Genomic DNA, 15,917 nt, shown 5'->3' on the forward strand with positions numbered 1-15,917 from the left:
CGCTCTCCTTTATTGGAATTTAAATCACCATGGTAGCTTGATAGATTTTGTCTTAACGGAAAAAAGAGATAGAATCATCCGCTAGGGCATCCGCGATCCACCGGGGATGCATCGTCAACATATTATTCGGCAGCGCATCCAATTCAAAATATTGCACATCCAACGTTTCGTCCCCTTCTCTGACCAACGTTCCGCCCGCCACCTCACAACGAAAGTACGTCGTCACAAAATGGCTGACCTTCCCGTTCGGATACGAAAAAACTTGGGAATCAGGGTGCGAATAGACCCCGATCAACCGTGTCACTTTAACGTTCAGGCCGGTTTCCTCGGCGATTTCCCGAACGATCGCTTCCTCTACGGTTTCTCCCAGCTCGACATGACCCGACGGAATCCCCCAGCACCCGTTATCTGCACGCTTCATCAGGAGAACCCTGCGGCGTTCATCCATAATAATGCCTGCCACCCCCGGCTTGATGTCATCCGGCCAAGGAAAAGCCGGAGCTGTCCAAGGCTCCAAACGCACCTCTTGGTCCCACAAGCTGCGCAAATCGGGAATGATAGCATCGGGTTTGCGAAAATCACGCGCAGATGGAAACTCGGAACTTGGAGCGCTTGATACGAGAATTGCCGAGATGCCCATCCGGTGTGCGCCCGCGATATCCGCATCAGGAGTGTCGCCTACCATGACTGCGCGGGACAAGTCCTCCACATGTTCAAGCGCCTGCTGAAACATATAAGGAAATGGCTTGCCCACAACGTCCGGGATTATCCCCGCAGACAACTTGATGGCTTCAACGACCGTTCCGACCGCCATCATAGGCCCCACCGGACCCGGGAATATCCTGTCCGCATTGGTGGCAATGAATTTTGCGCCTTTCACAATTCGCGTCACGGCTCCCTGTATCTCCCGGAGTGTAAGTTCATCACTCCAACCGACGACTACGGCTTCGGCGCTGCTCACATCCACAAGCTCAAGGCCTGCCTGACGGCATTCCCATTCCAAATGCTCGTCCCCCAGCACATATACGGAATGGAATTGCTGTTCACGCAAATAATGCGCCGTTGCCCAGCCCGATGTGACGACTTCACCAACGCCCGCTTCAATCCCGAGGCCGTTTAACTTAGCCGCGACTTGCTCGCGCGTCATGCAGGGATTATTGGTCAGAAACCGAATCGTCTTGCGTTCGGCCCGAAGGCGTTCGAGCGCTGAAACAGCGCCCGGCAGGGCTTCGGACCCAATATAGATCACGCCGTCCAAATCAAATAAGAACACGTCAAATCTATCTAATAACACGTCATTCCTCCTAACGATCACTCTGCCGGTTTGCCATAAGGCTGTCTCCCGACTCTGACCGGAAAAGTCCGCTGCTCACGCATCTTTGACCGCCCGATAAATGAGGAAGGGAGGATATTCCCGCTCCATTTTCCATTGATCAAACTGACTGGCTTGCTCTATTTCCCTTAATTCACCCGGAGGGATATGCTGTAAGGTAGGCTCCAAACATTCAATATTTTTGAAACCAACCTCCTGCAGAAGCTGGCGGTACATCTCCTTGGGCCAGTGAAAATCATGAAGAATCATATCCTCCCGCTCCGGAAGATGAAGCCATTCTTGCCGCGCTTCGCCATGTTTATATTTTTTTCCCGGCACTCCATTGCGGAACGTCGAAAATTCGATGCCCGTCGAATCCGGATGCGTATCCAAAATCGCGTAGGGAGCGCCCGGGGCCAGTACGCGATGAATCTCCCTCATAATTCGCTGGATTCGCTCCTGGCTGCTTGTATTGATGAACACATAGCAGGTCATCGCGCCATATACCGAATTGTCCTCCAGAAATGTCAATTGATCATTCTCGATTCGGTGGTAGTCCACCTGAGGGTGAGAACGTTTTTGAACGGCAATATCAAGCATATTGCTTGATTCATCTACGGCAACAACATTCAAATCCATACTCTCTGCCAGCCGGTAAGCTACTTTTCCGGGCCCGCACCCATAATCCAGCACCCGCTTCCCCCCGGGAACGGTGCTTAAAATATCAAACACAAATCGAAAGCCCAATGTCTGCTCCAGAATATCATTGTAAGCCTCGAACTGATTAGCGACGACTTCTTGCTTCCACGACGTCTGCATGCCTTTGCCCCCTTATCACTGCTGGATATGCTGCATATTTGATCTAGACAGATCAGGCCACTTGTTTTGCAACAACCTCTGATAGACCGGCCACAAAGCACGGAACACGGAACCATCCACCGGTCTCTTATAAGCTACAGATTGATAGAAACTGAACAGCAGCAATACCTGCTGCCAGTAAGCAGGCATGTCCATCGCCTCAATGTCCGGGCCTGACAAGGAGATTTGGTCTTCTCTCAGCAACGATTCATGCTCCAGAACGGACCGAATGTAAGGCCACTGACTCCCCGAAGGCATTGCGGGAAAAGCATCCACGCTCTGATTGTCACGCGGCTGAGAACGAGCCTCTTCCAGCACCTTCTCCACGACATGATTATCCGGCTGATAGATATGTACCGAACCGACCACATGATAATAATCGCCCAACTCTAGCTGAAGCTCCCTGGCAAGCAGCTCCTGCATGAACGTGAATGAAAAAACATCGCTGACCATGCCTCGAAACGCATCATTCGCACGCATGTAGGCGACAGTATACAATTTCCGCTCCCGCACAAAAAATTGGAGCCCTATCGTGCAGGAAACATCGATGTTTGCTGATTCCAGCGATTCATTGGCATCGAAAATCTGGATAAAGGCCCGCTTGGAATCCGGGTCATCTTGACCCAGTAAATGTGCGACCCGCTTCCATTGATTCACCTGGTCAGTTCCGAAACGAAAAATTTTAGGACCGTAAGCCGTTCCTGTAAGCGTACAGCCATTCATAGAATAATCGTTCATCTTCCGATTGTAGTAGCCGATATAATCCAGATCGTCCCTGCCCGACAGATACCACAATGCTTCGGCAAAATTGAATATGATATTCGTGCGGCGGCTCGACAAATAACAGACGCGCTCCACGGGATTTGCGAGAGCAAATTGATAATTCAGCCTCTCGCGGCTCTGATGACCGCGCGGCGCATTATAGAACTGCGGTTTGTTATAAATTTCGTCTAACGTAGCGATATAAGATTCGTGAAATTGGTCGAAGCGCACCAACCTATCCCCCTTCTATTCCGCACTGCCAAACATTTGTTGGAGCTTGGACAGATAATCTTTTTCTTCTTGATAGGAAATGAACGTCACATCGGCGACCTTACCGAGCCCCCTGATTAAGAATGCATAATCCTTGCTCGCCTCCAGCAGCAGAATGATCGGCTTGCCGAAGGCAGAAGCCCAGCCGATTTCAATATGCGTGCCTGGAGAGGCGGGAGATCCGGGAAATGCAACGAACAGATCGCAGGCGCGGATTTCCTCGAAGTCGATGGCCGTACATTGCTCAGGCGTCATGAAATCTTTGCCCCAGCCTTCACGCTTATGCGCATTATGAACAGCGTAATTTCTCGCTTCAAAAAATGAGATCAGCTGGATCAATCTTTGCTGCTCGCTTTCTTGCATGCAGCCTGTTTCGGCATCCACCAGACTTTTGAATGGTCCCGCCAAAAACAACTTCTTGATACCCGATTTGGTCACGATACTCATCTCGCAGCTTCCACCTTTCAAATTTGGCTATACATTGACGGATAATGATTGAATAATCGTTCCCTAGCTGTTCATTTACGGCTCTAGCCGGCGTATTCTAGCCGCCGCTTCACGAATGTCATTCCCGCCGGTTATCGCCGAAATGACGGCTACGCCATCCGCCCCCGCTTGTATGACCGCCGCTGCGTTCGCAGAAGTAATCCCGCCGATCCCGGCGAGAGGCACATCGATTCCCGCTGCGCGCATCTCGCGAATGATGGATACGCCCTGCACTTCATGCGCATCTTCCTTGGAGCGGGTAGGATATATTGGCCCGATTCCCAGATAATCCGCTCCTTGTTCCACGGCCAGCCGCGCCTCCGCAACCGTATGCGCCGATACTCCGAGAATTTTATCGCCGATCTTCGACCTGACACGGTCTGCCTGTTCATCATCCTGACCAATATGGATGCCATCCGCGCCGAGCTCGAGCGCAAGTTCGATATCATCATTGACGATAAATGGAACGCCGATCCTGCGGCAGAGGGCTTGAATCTCCAATCCCAAGTCCCTTTTTCTGCCCCCGGTCAGTGCGCCCGATCCCTTTTCGCGATATTGAAACAGCGACACGCCTCCCGCCAGCGCTTCCCGCACCACATATAGCGGATCCAGCCGGCAATTGACGCTGCCCATCACCATGTAGAGCCGCAAGTATGCGCGCATCCGGTCTGCCGGAATTCGGCTCATGACCGCACCGCCCTTCTGCGGCCGTAAGCCCAGTGGTTGGTCGGACCATGACCTTGACCGATGCCGAGCGTATCTTCCAGCGCCGCTTGAATGAATGCGCGGGCTGTCCCGACGGCGTCAACGACAGACGAGCCTTTGGCCAGCTCTGCCGCCAAGACTGAGGAGAAAGTGCAACCCGTTCCATGTGTATGCCGGGTATGAACCCGCTTGCCGCACAACTCGGTGAATTGCTGTCCATCATACAGCAGGTCCGTCACCTGCTCCTCCGCTTCGCTATGCCCGCCCTTAATAACGATATAGGCGGGACCGCAAGCGCCGATCCGCTTGGCAGCTTCACGCCGATCCGCCATTGTCCGGATGGACATGCCGGTTATGGCCTCGGCCTCGGGAATATTGGGCGTTACGACGAGGGCAAGCGGCAATAACTGCTCTTTCAACGCTTCCACTGCCTCTTGTTGCAACAGTTCGGAGCCCCCCTTGGCAATCATCACCGGATCGACCACGACCGCTTTCCAGCCGAAATGCACAATCCGGTCTGCCACCGCCGCTATAATGTCTTTGTTAAAGAGCATGCCTGTCTTGACGGCATCTGGCGTCAGATCGGAGCCAATCGCGTCCATTTGACCGATCACCGCTTCCGTAGGCAGCGAGTAGACAGCTTGAACACCCAGCGTATTCTGCACCGTTATGGCAGTAATCGCGGACATCCCGAATACGCCCAGCTCTTGGAACGTCTTGATATCCGCCTGGATTCCCGCACCGCCTCCACTATCCGAACCGGCAATCGTCAGAGCTTTGTATACGGTCATCGTGTTTCACCTTCCTTCACGAAAGACGGCTGGAACTCCCGCACTTCCGTATGTGTCGCCAGAGAATCCCGGTTAAGTCTGGACAGTTCGTCAATAAGAGCGATTTGGAAGCTCCCCGGTCCCGCCGCTTCCGTACGCGCAGCAGCCTCATAGGCAGCGGCTCCATAAAAAGCAAGCCCTGCGGTCCCCGCCAAAAGCATATCCGGTTCCACAGCGGCAAAAGCCCCCAACACCGATGTCAATAAACATCCCGCACCCGTTACCTGCGCCAACATACGATGCCCTCCCTTTACGATGTAACCGGCCTGTCCATCGGTAATGACGTCCTCCGGCCCCGTTACGGCGACGACCGTTTGCAGGTTTTTGGCAGCTCTGACCGCTAAATCCGCTCGCTCGTCATCAGCTGAGTGTCCGGCATCCACTCCTTTAATGGCGCGGTGCTCTCCATTCAGATGCGCCACTTCGGCAGCATTGCCCCGGATCAGGGACACCTCCACCTCGCGCAGAATACGCAGGGCGGACGCCGTCCGGAACGGTGTCGCGCCCGCCCCGACCGGATCGAGCAGCACAGGCACCCCGTGAGCGTTGGCAGCTTGCCCGGCAACGATCATCGCCTCTACCAGCTCCTTAGAGAGAGTGCCTAGATTCAGCACCAGCGCTCCGGCAAGCTTGGCCATATCGGCCACTTCCTCTGGCGCATATGCCATCACCGGCGAAGCGCCCAGCGCCAGCAATCCGTTGGCGGTAAAATTCGTCACCACGACATTGGTCATATTATGTATGAGCGGTTGCTCTTGGTGAAGTTTTTCAATAAGAGCGGATACTAGGTGTACGGTCATGATCCATCCAACCTTTCTTTAGGAACGGGAGCCTGCTAGAGCAGATGATGGTCAAAATTTAATAGACTGCCAGCTTTATTCCGCGCCTATATAAGTGGGTGTTAAGCCTCCTTTTTGATGGCGCGTTTAGGGAAATGATAGACGGATTGTGATTGACCGAGTTTACAACTGAATTGAACGATTTAATGATAAGAAGGGTACAGAGCACAACGCCACATAAGCAAGCATTTGCCAGGCTCCGATAAACTTGTGGCACAAAAAGATTGCTCTCATAAGAGGATGGAGATGATAGTTTTATTTTGATGACAAAAAAACACATGCGAACAGCATGCGTCTTTACATGTTCGCTTCCTGCGCTGGCATTACCCAACAGGTTCAATCGGTCAACAACAAATAGTTGTACTCTCAGCTTGCTTCGGCAGGCTCCCGCTAGTTATTTTGTTAAATTTCTACTTTTGTTATGTCTAATTCCATATTAGAGGTTAAATTTGTAAAAATCAATGACTTCTTATTGAAAGTGACATACGCGCACATTTTCCCTATTGGAAAATAGGAGTGATTCATTTAACTTAAAGAAGGCAGGAGAAGAGCCGGCGAACTGCATTTGTCAGGTTTTTGAGAAACCCGCATGAAACAAATAAGGGTGGAGGGTGTCCGCTGAAGAGACCTGGCGATCGCCTTTGAATCCGAGTCATCCCCGCACCTTCTCATCCCTAATGACTTGGATTCAACAGCGACGGAAGCGGATACCCCCACCATACTTCTTTCTTTTTACATTCTGGGTTTCTCAACAAGCTGCATTTGTGCAGTTGTTTTTGCGAAATACCGCCCTTTTCAGCGGTCGAACTGCAAATGTACAGTTAAAATCGAGTGATTTACCATTATTTATGTAATTATATGAAAATGAAATGTACGATCTTCAAAGCCCCTTAATTAAACTGGAGTCTTCCCCCTCAAATAAATTAAACTATTTGTAAAGGGGATGATCTGGAATGGGGAAAAGATTGAATGAGGAAACACGATTAAAAATAGTTCGTGAGGCGTTAGCTGGCATTAAAGTTGGCGTATTATCCCGCATGTACAACATACACCCTGAAACGATTCGGGGGTGGATTAGAGAGCATCGTGACGACATTGGACCGGATGAAATTCCAACGACGGATGAGCATTTACAGGAACTTCAACGACTTCAGGAAGTTGAAGTGAATTATGAAAAAGCCGTTAAGATTATCGGCGAAAAAGAGCTGGAGATTGAGATTCTGCGAGAGTTGCTAAAAAAGAAGAACCCCGCTTATCCGAAAAATACGAAATAGCAGACCAGTTTATTAAGCGGGGAGAAGCAGCAGCAAGGGTTCTGCGAATCATAGGGCTTTCAGAATCAACGTATTACGACCGGCGAAAGCGATCGGCCAACTCCGAAGAACGCGCCGCAAGCGGACAGAGAGGTCGTCCTCAGCCCGGATTTTCTCGTACGAAAACGGGGGAGAAAGTAAGTGACGGACAGATCAAAGAATGGCTACTAGAGCTCGTTGAAGGAGAAGAGCATGTGTACGGTTACAGACTCCTTGCCCAATGTCTCCGTAACGAACGTGAGCTCGTACTAGACAAAAAGAAATCGTATCGACTTTGTAAAGAACTAGGTATTCTCCAAAAACAACGTGAGAGGAAATCCAAGCATCCACGTAGATTGCCGAAGAATCGAGTGGTGACAGGATCAAACCAATTGTGGCAGATGGACATTAAATACGGTTATGTCACGGGACGCGGGCGTTTCTTTTTCGTTCTCAGCATTATTGACGTATTTGATCGTGTTATCGTCGAACAATACAGAGGGCCGAAATGCGAGGCCAAGCATGCCGTACAAACATTATGTCGTGCGTTGGAAAAACGAATAAAGGCAGATGAAGCGCTCCCTACGATTCGTACGGATAACGGGCCACAGTTTGTCAGTGCGCTTTTTGGTGATACGTGTGATAGCCTCGGGATGGTTCATGAGCGCATCCCGCCACGAACTCCCAATATGAATGCGTACATAGAGTCATTTCATAGTCTGCTGGAACGCGACCTATTCAGCAAAGTTGACTTCATGACCTTTGAGGAGGCCTATGAAGCGCTTGATCGCTACATGGATTTCTATAATAACCGTAAAATGCATGGGAGCTTAAAACGGATGCCTCCAGCGAAATTCTCCGAATGGGTAATGACGCTGGAGGATCAATCCATGTTTCATAAAGCTATGTAATTGCTCGGCATTCCGAGCAATCCTACGAAAGAAGGCTTTTTGGGGGATCAGACTCCGGATTTAAGGGGCCTAGCCGCGATTGCAGTCCAGCGTGACGAAAAACGTAAAAAGGGGACTCTCAAATGTATAATTGCAGTTGGAGGGGTTCCACTATTACATCAACCGTTCTATCCGACCATACCTAGGCGCTGTTGAAATCGTTGTTACTGATCGAAGGGGAGAGTGATCGGAAGCGCCGAGCGAAAAGAGTATCGCTCCCCAATAACTTGAGATAAGTAACGAAGCTGTATCAAACTATAATCAAGAAATTTGATGGTTCAACTATGGCCATTCTCCCCTATCGTCAGGAAGGACGACGACGGGAAAGAGATACATGTATATACCAAGCATACAGCGTCAGCTCGTGATGGCAGATAACCAGAGCCGTCCTTGGCCGTGGCTCCTCCTCCTGAAGATGAGGCAAAAGTAGCGGATGAAGCGGAGCGCCATCTGTCTGAACACGCGATGGCACGAACGGAATATGAAACCAATATATACTTCTATCGCGTACATGCAAAAAAACCACCGCCTGCCTTCTCAGGCAGACGACGGTTCATCGTTACATTTATGCTGCGTTAACGTGTTACGCGTCATTCGCCGCTGCGACGAATGACTTCTCCGTCCGCTCGCGATCGCGCTCAAGGACAGGCTTCAAGTAACGTCCGGTATAAGAAGCGTCTACCTTCACGACATCCTCTGGCGTGCCTTGGGCAACGAGCGAGCCACCGCCACTGCCGCCTTCCGGGCCTAAATCAATAATATAGTCCGCCGTCTTGATAACATCGAGATTGTGCTCGATGACAAGTACGGTCTCGCCAGAATTAACGAGACGGTGCAGCACCTGCAGCAAGCGGTCGATATCAGCTACATGCAGACCGGTCGTCGGCTCATCCAAGATATAGATCGTCTTGCCTGTGCTGCGGCGGTACAGCTCGGCTGCAAGCTTGACCCGCTGCGCCTCGCCGCCGGACAACGTCGTGGCCGGCTGACCGAGCTTCATATAGCCAAGGCCCACATCCAAAAGCGTCTGCACTTTGCGGTGAATGCGCGGCACGTTCTGGAAGAACTCTACCCCATCCTCTATCGTCATCTCAAGCACGTCTGCAATGTTCTTGCCTTTATACTTCACTTCCAGCGTTTCGCGATTGTACCGTTTGCCCTTGCAAATCTCGCAGGGGACGTATACATCCGGCAGGAAGTGCATCTCTATTTTAATAATCCCGTCCCCGCGGCAAGCCTCGCAACGGCCGCCCTTCACGTTGAAGCTGAACCGGCCCTTCTTGTAGCCGCGGATCTTAGCCTCATTCGTCTGCGCGAACAGATCACGAATATCGTCGAACACGCCGGTGTAGGTCGCCGGATTCGAACGCGGTGTCCTCCCGATAGGCGATTGGTCGATATCGATCACTTTATCGATATGCTCCATGCCGCGAATTTCACGGTGTTCGCCCGGACGAACCTTGGCTCTGTTCAGGTCACGCGCCAATGTCTTATACAGGATCTCGTTCACCAGCGTCGATTTGCCGGAACCGGAGACGCCTGTGACCGCCGTGAATACGCCCAGCGGAATCTTTGCATTGACGCCACGCAAGTTATTCTCCTTGGCTCCGCGCACTTCGATCCATCTCCCGTCCGGCGACCGGCGCTCCAACGGAACCGGAATGAACTTACGTCCGCTCAAGTATTGGCCAGTAAGCGACTGTTGATCCGCCATGATTTCCTTCGGTGTGCCTTCCGCAACGACTTTGCCCCCATGAATACCCGCGCCTGGACCGATATCAATAATATAGTCGGCCGCAAGCATCGTATCCTCATCGTGTTCCACGACAATCAGCGTATTGCCCAAATCACGCATATGCTCCAACGTTTCAATGAGGCGATCGTTATCACGCTGATGCAGCCCGATACTTGGCTCGTCCAATATATAAAGGACGCCCATCAAGCTGGACCCAATCTGCGTCGCGAGACGAATCCGCTGCGCCTCGCCGCCGGACAACGTTCCTGCCGCTCGGTTCAGCGTCAAATATTCTAACCCGACATTCACCAGGAATCCGAGACGCGAATTAATCTCTTTCAAGATGAGATTCGCAATCATCTGCTCCTTCTCGCTGAGCTCCAGACCCGAGAAGAAGCGCTGAGCTTCCCCGATCGACAGCGCCGTCACGTAGGCCATATTCTTGTCGTTCACGGTCACGGCCAACGTTTCCTTGCGCAAGCGGTATCCTTTGCATACACCGCACGGCTTCGCGCTCATAAAGCCTTCGATGTACTCGCGAATGCCTTCCGAGGCTGTCTCGCGATAGCGTCGTTCGAGGTTGTGAATGACACCTTCGAACACGACGTGAGCTTCCTTCGAATGACCGAAATCATTCTCGTAGCGGAACTTCACCTTCTCGCTGCCTGTGCCATGCAGGAGCTTGGTCATCTGATCGGGCTCAAGCTGCCCTACCGGAATATCGGTCGGAATGCCGTAATGCTCACAGACTGACTTCAGAAACTGCGGATAGTAGTTCGAAGTGCTGCCGGCCCATGCTTCAAACGCTCCGTCATCGATGGTTTTCTCCGTATCGGGAATGAGCAGTTCCGGATCGACAATCATCTTCATGCCGAGTCCGTCGCATTCTGGACAAGCGCCAAACGGACTGTTGAACGAGAACATCCGCGGCGACAATTCATCCATGCTGAAGCCGCAGGTCGGACAAGCCAGATTCGAGCTGAATACGAGTTCTTCTTCGCCGATAATATCGACGAGCAGCTTGCCGCCCGACATCTGCAGCGCCGTCTCGATCGAATCGGCCAAGCGGGCTTGCACGTCATCCTTGACGACGATACGGTCAACGACGACTTCGATGCTGTGCTTGCGGTTCTTGTCGAGCTCAATGCTCTCCGATACTTCGCGAATCTCGCCATCCACGCGCACGCGCACGAAGCCCTGCTTCTGGATGTCGGCGAGCACCGTCTTGTGCTCGCCTTTGCGTCCAGAGATGACCGGCGCCAAGAGCTGCAGCTTGGTCCGCTCTGGATAAGACATGATGCGGTCTACCATCTGCTCGACTGTCTGCGACGTAATTTCGATCCCATGGTCCGGGCAATGCGGACGCCCGATGCGGGCGAACAGCAAACGCAAGTAATCATAAATTTCCGTCACCGTGCCAACGGTGGAACGCGGATTGCGGCTTGTCGTCTTCTGGTCGATCGAAATCGCCGGTGATAAGCCATCGATCGAGTCGACATCCGGCTTCTCCATCTGACCCAAAAATTGGCGCGCATACGCAGAGAGTGACTCCACGTAGCGCCGCTGGCCTTCCGCATAAATCGTATCAAAGGCTAAAGACGATTTCCCTGAGCCGCTTAAGCCCGTCAGAACAACGAACTTATCACGCGGAATCGTCACGTCGATATTTTTCAGATTATGGGCACGCGCCCCTTTAATCACTATATGTTCACTCGCCAATGGGTTACCCTCCTGCTCTCTCGGGTTCACTCGAACCTCATGAAGACTTCCTAATTGTTAATCCATCGCACGCAGTTCCAGCAGGGCGTCACGCAGCTCGGCCGCGCGTTCGAACTGCAGATTTTTGGCTGCGTCTTTCATTTCCTTCTCCACACGCTGAATCAGGGATTGGCGCTCCTTCTTAGACAGCTTCTCCACGGACTTGCCAGTATCATACTCGCCCTTCGATTCAGCCGTCTTCGTCGCTTCGATGACGTCGCGAATCTTTTTGCGGATCGTCTGCGGCGTAATGCCGTGCTTCTCATTATGGGCAATCTGGATGCAGCGGCGGCGCTCCGTCTCCCTAATCGCCTTTGTCATGGAGTCGGTCATCTTATCGGCATACATAATGACGTATCCCTCCGCGTTGCGCGCCGCCCGTCCGATCGTCTGAATGAGCGATCGTTCCGCGCGCAGGAAGCCTTCCTTGTCGGCGTCCAGTATGGCGACTAACGACACCTCCGGCAAATCCAGTCCTTCCCGCAGCAGGTTAATGCCGATCAGCACATCGAATACGCCGAGACGCAGATCGCGAAGCAGCATCATGCGCTCCAACGTCTTGACATCGGAGTGCAAATAGCGCACTTTAATGCCGATTTCCTTCAAGTAATCGGTCAAATCCTCTGACATCTTTTTCGTCAGCGTCGTCACGAGCACCCTCTCATCCTTCGCCAAGCGGATGCGGATCTGCTCGATCAGGTCATCGATCTGCCCTTTCGTAGGACGAACCTCAATGACCGGATCTAGCAATCCGGTCGGACGAATAATCTGTTCGATCATCTTCGGGCAATGCTCCAGCTCGTATGGTCCCGGCGTCGCCGATACGAAGATGGATTGACCCGCTTTCTGTTCGAATTCCTCGAACTTGAGCGGCCGGTTGTCCAGCGCCGACGGCAAGCGGAAGCCATGCTCCACAAGCACTTCTTTCCGGGCGCGGTCCCCATTATACATCGCGCGAATCTGCGGCAGTGTAACGTGCGACTCGTCGACGACAATCAGGAAATCATCCGGGAAATAATCAAGCAGCGTGTACGGCGTCGCTCCTCGTTCCCGGAACGTAAGCGGCCCCGAATAATTCTCGATTCCGGAGCAGAAGCCCATTTCCTGCATCATCTCAATGTCGTAACGCGTTCGCTGCTCAAGACGCTGCGCCTCCAGCAGCTTGCCCTGATCGCGCAGCACCTCCAACCGTTCTTCCAATTCGCGTTCGATATTAACTAGAGCTGCCTTCATTGTCTCCTCGGCCGTAACGAAGTGAGAGGCCGGGAAGATAGCGATATGGTCACGTTCTCCGATAATTTCCCCTGTCAATACATCGATTTCGGTAATACGTTCAATCTCATCCCCGAATAACTCGATGCGCACCGCATGCTCGCTCTTCGAGGCCGGAAAAATTTCAACGACATCCCCGCGGACACGGAACGTTCCCCGGACAAAGTTCATGTCATTGCGCTGATACTGAATGTCTACCAGCTTCGACAATATGACGTTGCGCGGCTTCTCCATTCCGGTGCGTAGAGACAGCACGAGATTGCCGTATTCAATCGGGGAACCCAAGCCATATATGCAGGATACACTCGCTACGATGATGACGTCCCGCCGCTCGAACAGCGAGCTCGTCGCAGAGTGGCGCAGCTTGTCAATCTCTTCATTGATGCTGGAGTCCTTCTCGATATACGTATCGGAGGAAGGGATGTACGCCTCCGGTTGATAATAATCGTAATAGCTGACGAAATAGTCGACCGAGTTATTCGGAAAAAACTCCTTGAACTCGCTGCACAGCTGCGCCGCGAGCGTCTTGTTATGCGCAATGACGAGCGTCGGCCGGTTCAAGCGGGCGATCGTCTGGGCAATCGTAAACGTCTTCCCCGTTCCAGTCGCACCGAGCAGCGTCTGATATTTCTTGCCTTGATGCACGCCCTCCACCAGCTGTTCAATGGCTTGGGGCTGGTCTCCTTGAGGCGCAAATTCCGAGACGAGCTCGAACGTCTTCGTGCTTATTTCCAAATCTGCCATCATGTCACCGCTCTTTCCGTTTCCAGTTGTTACTTCTATTATTGCCATCTTGCGGATGGTTCCTTAATCCTGATTTCATCCGGAGGACCATCATTCTTCTAGGTCCCCCGACTCAAAACAGTTGCGAAACTTGGCGGGTAGTTTCCCTCCCTAAACTTTACCCAATCTATACCCGATAAAATAGAGACAGCCCAAAGAAAAAGAGAGGCGAGTTATGCTAAGAAAAATAACCGTTTCTTCAGTTCTTTTTATACGTGGATAAGGTGCTTGCGCTTCTATCCTGCCCAAGTCCTTGTTACGTTCAAAATAAGAATGTTTGTTCCCTTTTGATTATACTCCTTTCATTGATTGGATGCAAATGGGAAATGTATGTTTAACAGGAGAGGATCAATTTATGGATAAGACGACGGTAATAGGCATTATTGCAGGATTGGCCGCACTAATCGGCGGCTTTTTGTGGGAAGGAGGCCAGATCGGCGGTTTATGGGAGAAGACCGCCGCGCTTATCGTATTCGGGGGCACGATCGCAGCGGTTGTCGTCAGCTTCCCGGGCAAACGTCTTCGCAGCATTCCGAGCGCGCTCAAAATGGCTTTCCGGCGCAACACGACAGACGGGCAGAAGCTGATTGACGACATCGTGGCAATGAGCAACATTGCCCGCCGCGAAGGCGTTCTGGCCTTGGAAGGCCATGCGCACAAGCACGAGAACGGATATTTGCGCGAAGGCATGATGATGGTCGTGGACGGCACCGATCCGGAGCTAATCAAAGAAATGCTTGAACTCGAAATGGATGCCGTCGAAGAGAAGCATGAAGGCTATGCTAAAATATTCGAGGCTGCCGGCGGTTATGCGCCTACTATGGGGATTATCGGTACGGTCATGGGGCTGATTCACGTGCTCAGCAATCTCTCCGACCCTTCCGCGCTCGGCCCTTCCATTGCAGTCGCCTTCACGGCTACGCTGTACGGGGTCGCAACGGCCAATGTCATCTATCTTCCGATCGCAAGCAAGATCAAGTCACGCAGCGAGGGAGAAATTCGCTTAATGGAAATGATGGAGTACGGCATTTTGTCCGTCCAGGCGGGCGAGAACCCGCAAATTGTGCGCAAAAAGCTTGGCTCGTTTCTGCTCGCCGAAGATTCGCTGCAACCGTTGAAGATGGTTCCGGACGCAAAGCGAGGGATGATTCATGAGACGCAGGAATAGAAGGGGCGCGGCCAAGACGGAGAGTCACGAGCGCTGGTTAATCACCTATGCCGACTTGATTACGCTGCTCATGATTTTTTTCGTCATCATGTACGCGATGAGCCAGGTGGACGCGGATAAATATGAATCCCTCTCCGAGACGCTTCAGCTCTCCTTCCGCAATGCGGATTCCGCCCTGCCGAAGGGAGCGGGCATTTTGGACGGCGGCTTTTTGAAGACCGGAGAGACCGGTGCCCTCGATACGGCCCAAGACGGCGGGTCAGGCGACATGAAGGAAGAGCATGCGGTTGCGATTGGAACGATAACGAACAAAGATTTGGCATTTCGCAAGCAGGAAGAGGAATTGAAAAGCTTCATGAACGTCATTCAACAATATGTGGATGACAACAAACTCGGCGATCAAATTGAAGTGTCCGATATCCCGAAAGGGATTGCAATCCGGATGAGCGACAAGCTGCTGTTCGACTTGAGCCGGGCCGATCTGAAGCAGAAAGCGATGCCGACGATGGACAAGCTTGCCAGCTTGTTCCCGCAGCTGAACACCACGATCAGCATAGAGGGGCATACAGACAATCTTGCCTTCGCTCCAGGCGGACGGTACAAGGACAACTGGGAGCTGTCCGCGGCACGCGCGTTGTCCGTGCTTCGATTTTTAGTAGACGAGAAGAAACTTGATCCCGAGCAGTTCCAAATTGCCGGATATGGCGAAACCCGCCCCGTCGTTGATAACAAGACGGAGGAGCATCGCCAGCAGAACCGGCGAGTCGAAATTATCGTTCTGCGCAAGATGGTGCAGTAATTCAGATATGCACAGGTTATCAACAATATTAACATAGTTATCCACGTCATACACTTGTTTATCAACGGATTGTTAACAACTTCTGAACAAATCAATCG

13 protein-coding genes are annotated in these 15,917 nt (G+C 52.1%); 4 read left to right on the top strand and 9 right to left on the bottom strand.

What is annotated here, in order from left to right; translation table 11 throughout:
* Positions 1-52 precede the first annotated feature (52 nt).
* From JSQ80_RS08270 to thiM, 7 genes are all read right to left on the bottom strand, one after another.
* A complete protein-coding gene (locus JSQ80_RS08270) occupies positions 53-1,294 on the bottom strand; it encodes an HAD-IIA family hydrolase (RefSeq protein ID WP_206094974.1) in 1,242 nt (413 codons plus the stop codon).
* A 75-nt stretch (positions 1,295-1,369) separates the two neighbouring features.
* The gene (locus tag JSQ80_RS08275; protein ID WP_206094975.1) at positions 1,370-2,131 is read right to left on the bottom strand and encodes a class I SAM-dependent methyltransferase; all 762 of its coding nucleotides are present in this window, start codon (positions 2,129-2,131) and stop codon (positions 1,370-1,372) included.
* A gap of 15 nt (positions 2,132-2,146) precedes the next feature.
* Positions 2,147-3,163: a thymidylate synthase gene (locus JSQ80_RS08280; protein ID WP_206094976.1), complete on the bottom strand. Its 1,017-nt coding sequence runs from the start codon at positions 3,161-3,163 to the stop codon at positions 2,147-2,149.
* 15 nt (positions 3,164-3,178) lie between these two features.
* Positions 3,179-3,649 (bottom strand): nucleoside 2-deoxyribosyltransferase, encoded by a 471-nt coding sequence (locus tag JSQ80_RS08285; RefSeq protein ID WP_206094977.1) that lies wholly within the window; start codon positions 3,647-3,649, stop codon positions 3,179-3,181.
* Between the two features lie 75 nt (positions 3,650-3,724).
* A complete protein-coding gene (thiE, locus tag JSQ80_RS08290) occupies positions 3,725-4,375 on the bottom strand; it encodes a thiamine phosphate synthase (RefSeq protein ID WP_206094978.1) in 651 nt (216 codons plus the stop codon).
* The gene (gene thiD, locus JSQ80_RS08295) at positions 4,372-5,184 is read right to left on the bottom strand and encodes a bifunctional hydroxymethylpyrimidine kinase/phosphomethylpyrimidine kinase (protein ID WP_087434044.1); all 813 of its coding nucleotides are present in this window, start codon (positions 5,182-5,184) and stop codon (positions 4,372-4,374) included. The genes thiE and thiD overlap by 4 nt, the downstream gene beginning before the upstream one ends.
* Entirely contained in the window at positions 5,181-6,023 is an 843-nt protein-coding gene (gene thiM, locus JSQ80_RS08300; protein ID WP_087434043.1) for a hydroxyethylthiazole kinase, read from the bottom strand. The genes thiD and thiM overlap by 4 nt, the downstream gene beginning before the upstream one ends.
* A 992-nt stretch (positions 6,024-7,015) precedes the next feature.
* Between thiM and JSQ80_RS08305 the strand changes: the two genes are divergently transcribed.
* Positions 7,016-7,336 carry a helix-turn-helix domain-containing protein gene (locus JSQ80_RS08305; RefSeq protein ID WP_206094979.1) on the top strand — a complete coding sequence of 107 codons (321 nt, stop codon included), beginning with the start codon at positions 7,016-7,018 and terminating at the stop codon, positions 7,334-7,336.
* A 41-nt stretch (positions 7,337-7,377) separates the two neighbouring features.
* Positions 7,378-8,265, top strand: a complete 888-nt coding sequence (locus tag JSQ80_RS08310; RefSeq protein ID WP_240463842.1) for an IS3 family transposase — start codon at positions 7,378-7,380, stop codon at positions 8,263-8,265.
* Positions 8,266-8,887: 622 nt separating this feature from the next.
* Here JSQ80_RS08310 and uvrA read toward each other — a convergent pair.
* Both uvrA and uvrB read right to left on the bottom strand, forming a co-directional pair.
* Positions 8,888-11,758 carry an excinuclease ABC subunit UvrA gene (uvrA, locus tag JSQ80_RS08315; RefSeq protein ID WP_206094980.1) on the bottom strand — a complete coding sequence of 957 codons (2,871 nt, stop codon included), beginning with the start codon at positions 11,756-11,758 and terminating at the stop codon, positions 8,888-8,890.
* 57 nt (positions 11,759-11,815) lie between these two features.
* Positions 11,816-13,813, bottom strand: a complete 1,998-nt coding sequence (gene uvrB, locus JSQ80_RS08320; RefSeq protein WP_087434107.1) for an excinuclease ABC subunit UvrB — start codon at positions 13,811-13,813, stop codon at positions 11,816-11,818.
* A gap of 394 nt (positions 13,814-14,207) precedes the next feature.
* On the opposite strand from uvrB, the gene JSQ80_RS08325 reads away from it, so the two are divergent.
* On the top strand, positions 14,208-15,020 hold the full coding sequence (locus JSQ80_RS08325; protein WP_206094981.1) for a flagellar motor protein: 813 nt from the start codon (positions 14,208-14,210) through the stop codon (positions 15,018-15,020).
* Positions 15,004-15,819 (top strand): OmpA/MotB family protein, encoded by an 816-nt coding sequence (locus tag JSQ80_RS08330; RefSeq protein ID WP_087434040.1) that lies wholly within the window; start codon positions 15,004-15,006, stop codon positions 15,817-15,819. The genes JSQ80_RS08325 and JSQ80_RS08330 overlap by 17 nt, the downstream gene beginning before the upstream one ends.
* Positions 15,820-15,917: the final 98 nt, after the last annotated feature.

The organism is Paenibacillus apiarius, assembly GCF_017052585.1.
Classification (GTDB): Bacteria; Bacillota; Bacilli; order Paenibacillales; family Paenibacillaceae; genus Paenibacillus_B; species Paenibacillus_B apiarius.

Excerpts from the sequence above, each read along its gene's own strand:
- JSQ80_RS08285 (WP_206094977.1), bottom strand. The coding sequence starts at position 3,649 with ATGAGTATCGTGACCAAATCGGGTATCAAGAAGTTGTTTTTGGCGGGA.
- thiD (WP_087434044.1), bottom strand. The coding sequence starts at position 5,184 with ATGACCGTATACAAAGCTCTGACGATTGCCGGTTCGGATAGTGGAGGC.
- uvrB (WP_087434107.1), bottom strand. The coding sequence starts at position 13,813 with ATGGCAGATTTGGAAATAAGCACGAAGACGTTCGAGCTCGTCTCGGAA.
- thiE (WP_206094978.1), bottom strand. The coding sequence starts at position 4,375 with ATGAGCCGAATTCCGGCAGACCGGATGCGCGCATACTTGCGGCTCTAC.
- JSQ80_RS08330 (WP_087434040.1), top strand. The coding sequence starts at position 15,004 with ATGAGACGCAGGAATAGAAGGGGCGCGGCCAAGACGGAGAGTCACGAG.
- JSQ80_RS08305 (WP_206094979.1), top strand. The coding sequence starts at position 7,016 with ATGGGGAAAAGATTGAATGAGGAAACACGATTAAAAATAGTTCGTGAG.
- thiM (WP_087434043.1), bottom strand. The coding sequence starts at position 6,023 with ATGACCGTACACCTAGTATCCGCTCTTATTGAAAAACTTCACCAAGAG.
- JSQ80_RS08275 (WP_206094975.1), bottom strand. The coding sequence starts at position 2,131 with ATGCAGACGTCGTGGAAGCAAGAAGTCGTCGCTAATCAGTTCGAGGCT.
- JSQ80_RS08325 (WP_206094981.1), top strand. The coding sequence starts at position 14,208 with ATGGATAAGACGACGGTAATAGGCATTATTGCAGGATTGGCCGCACTA.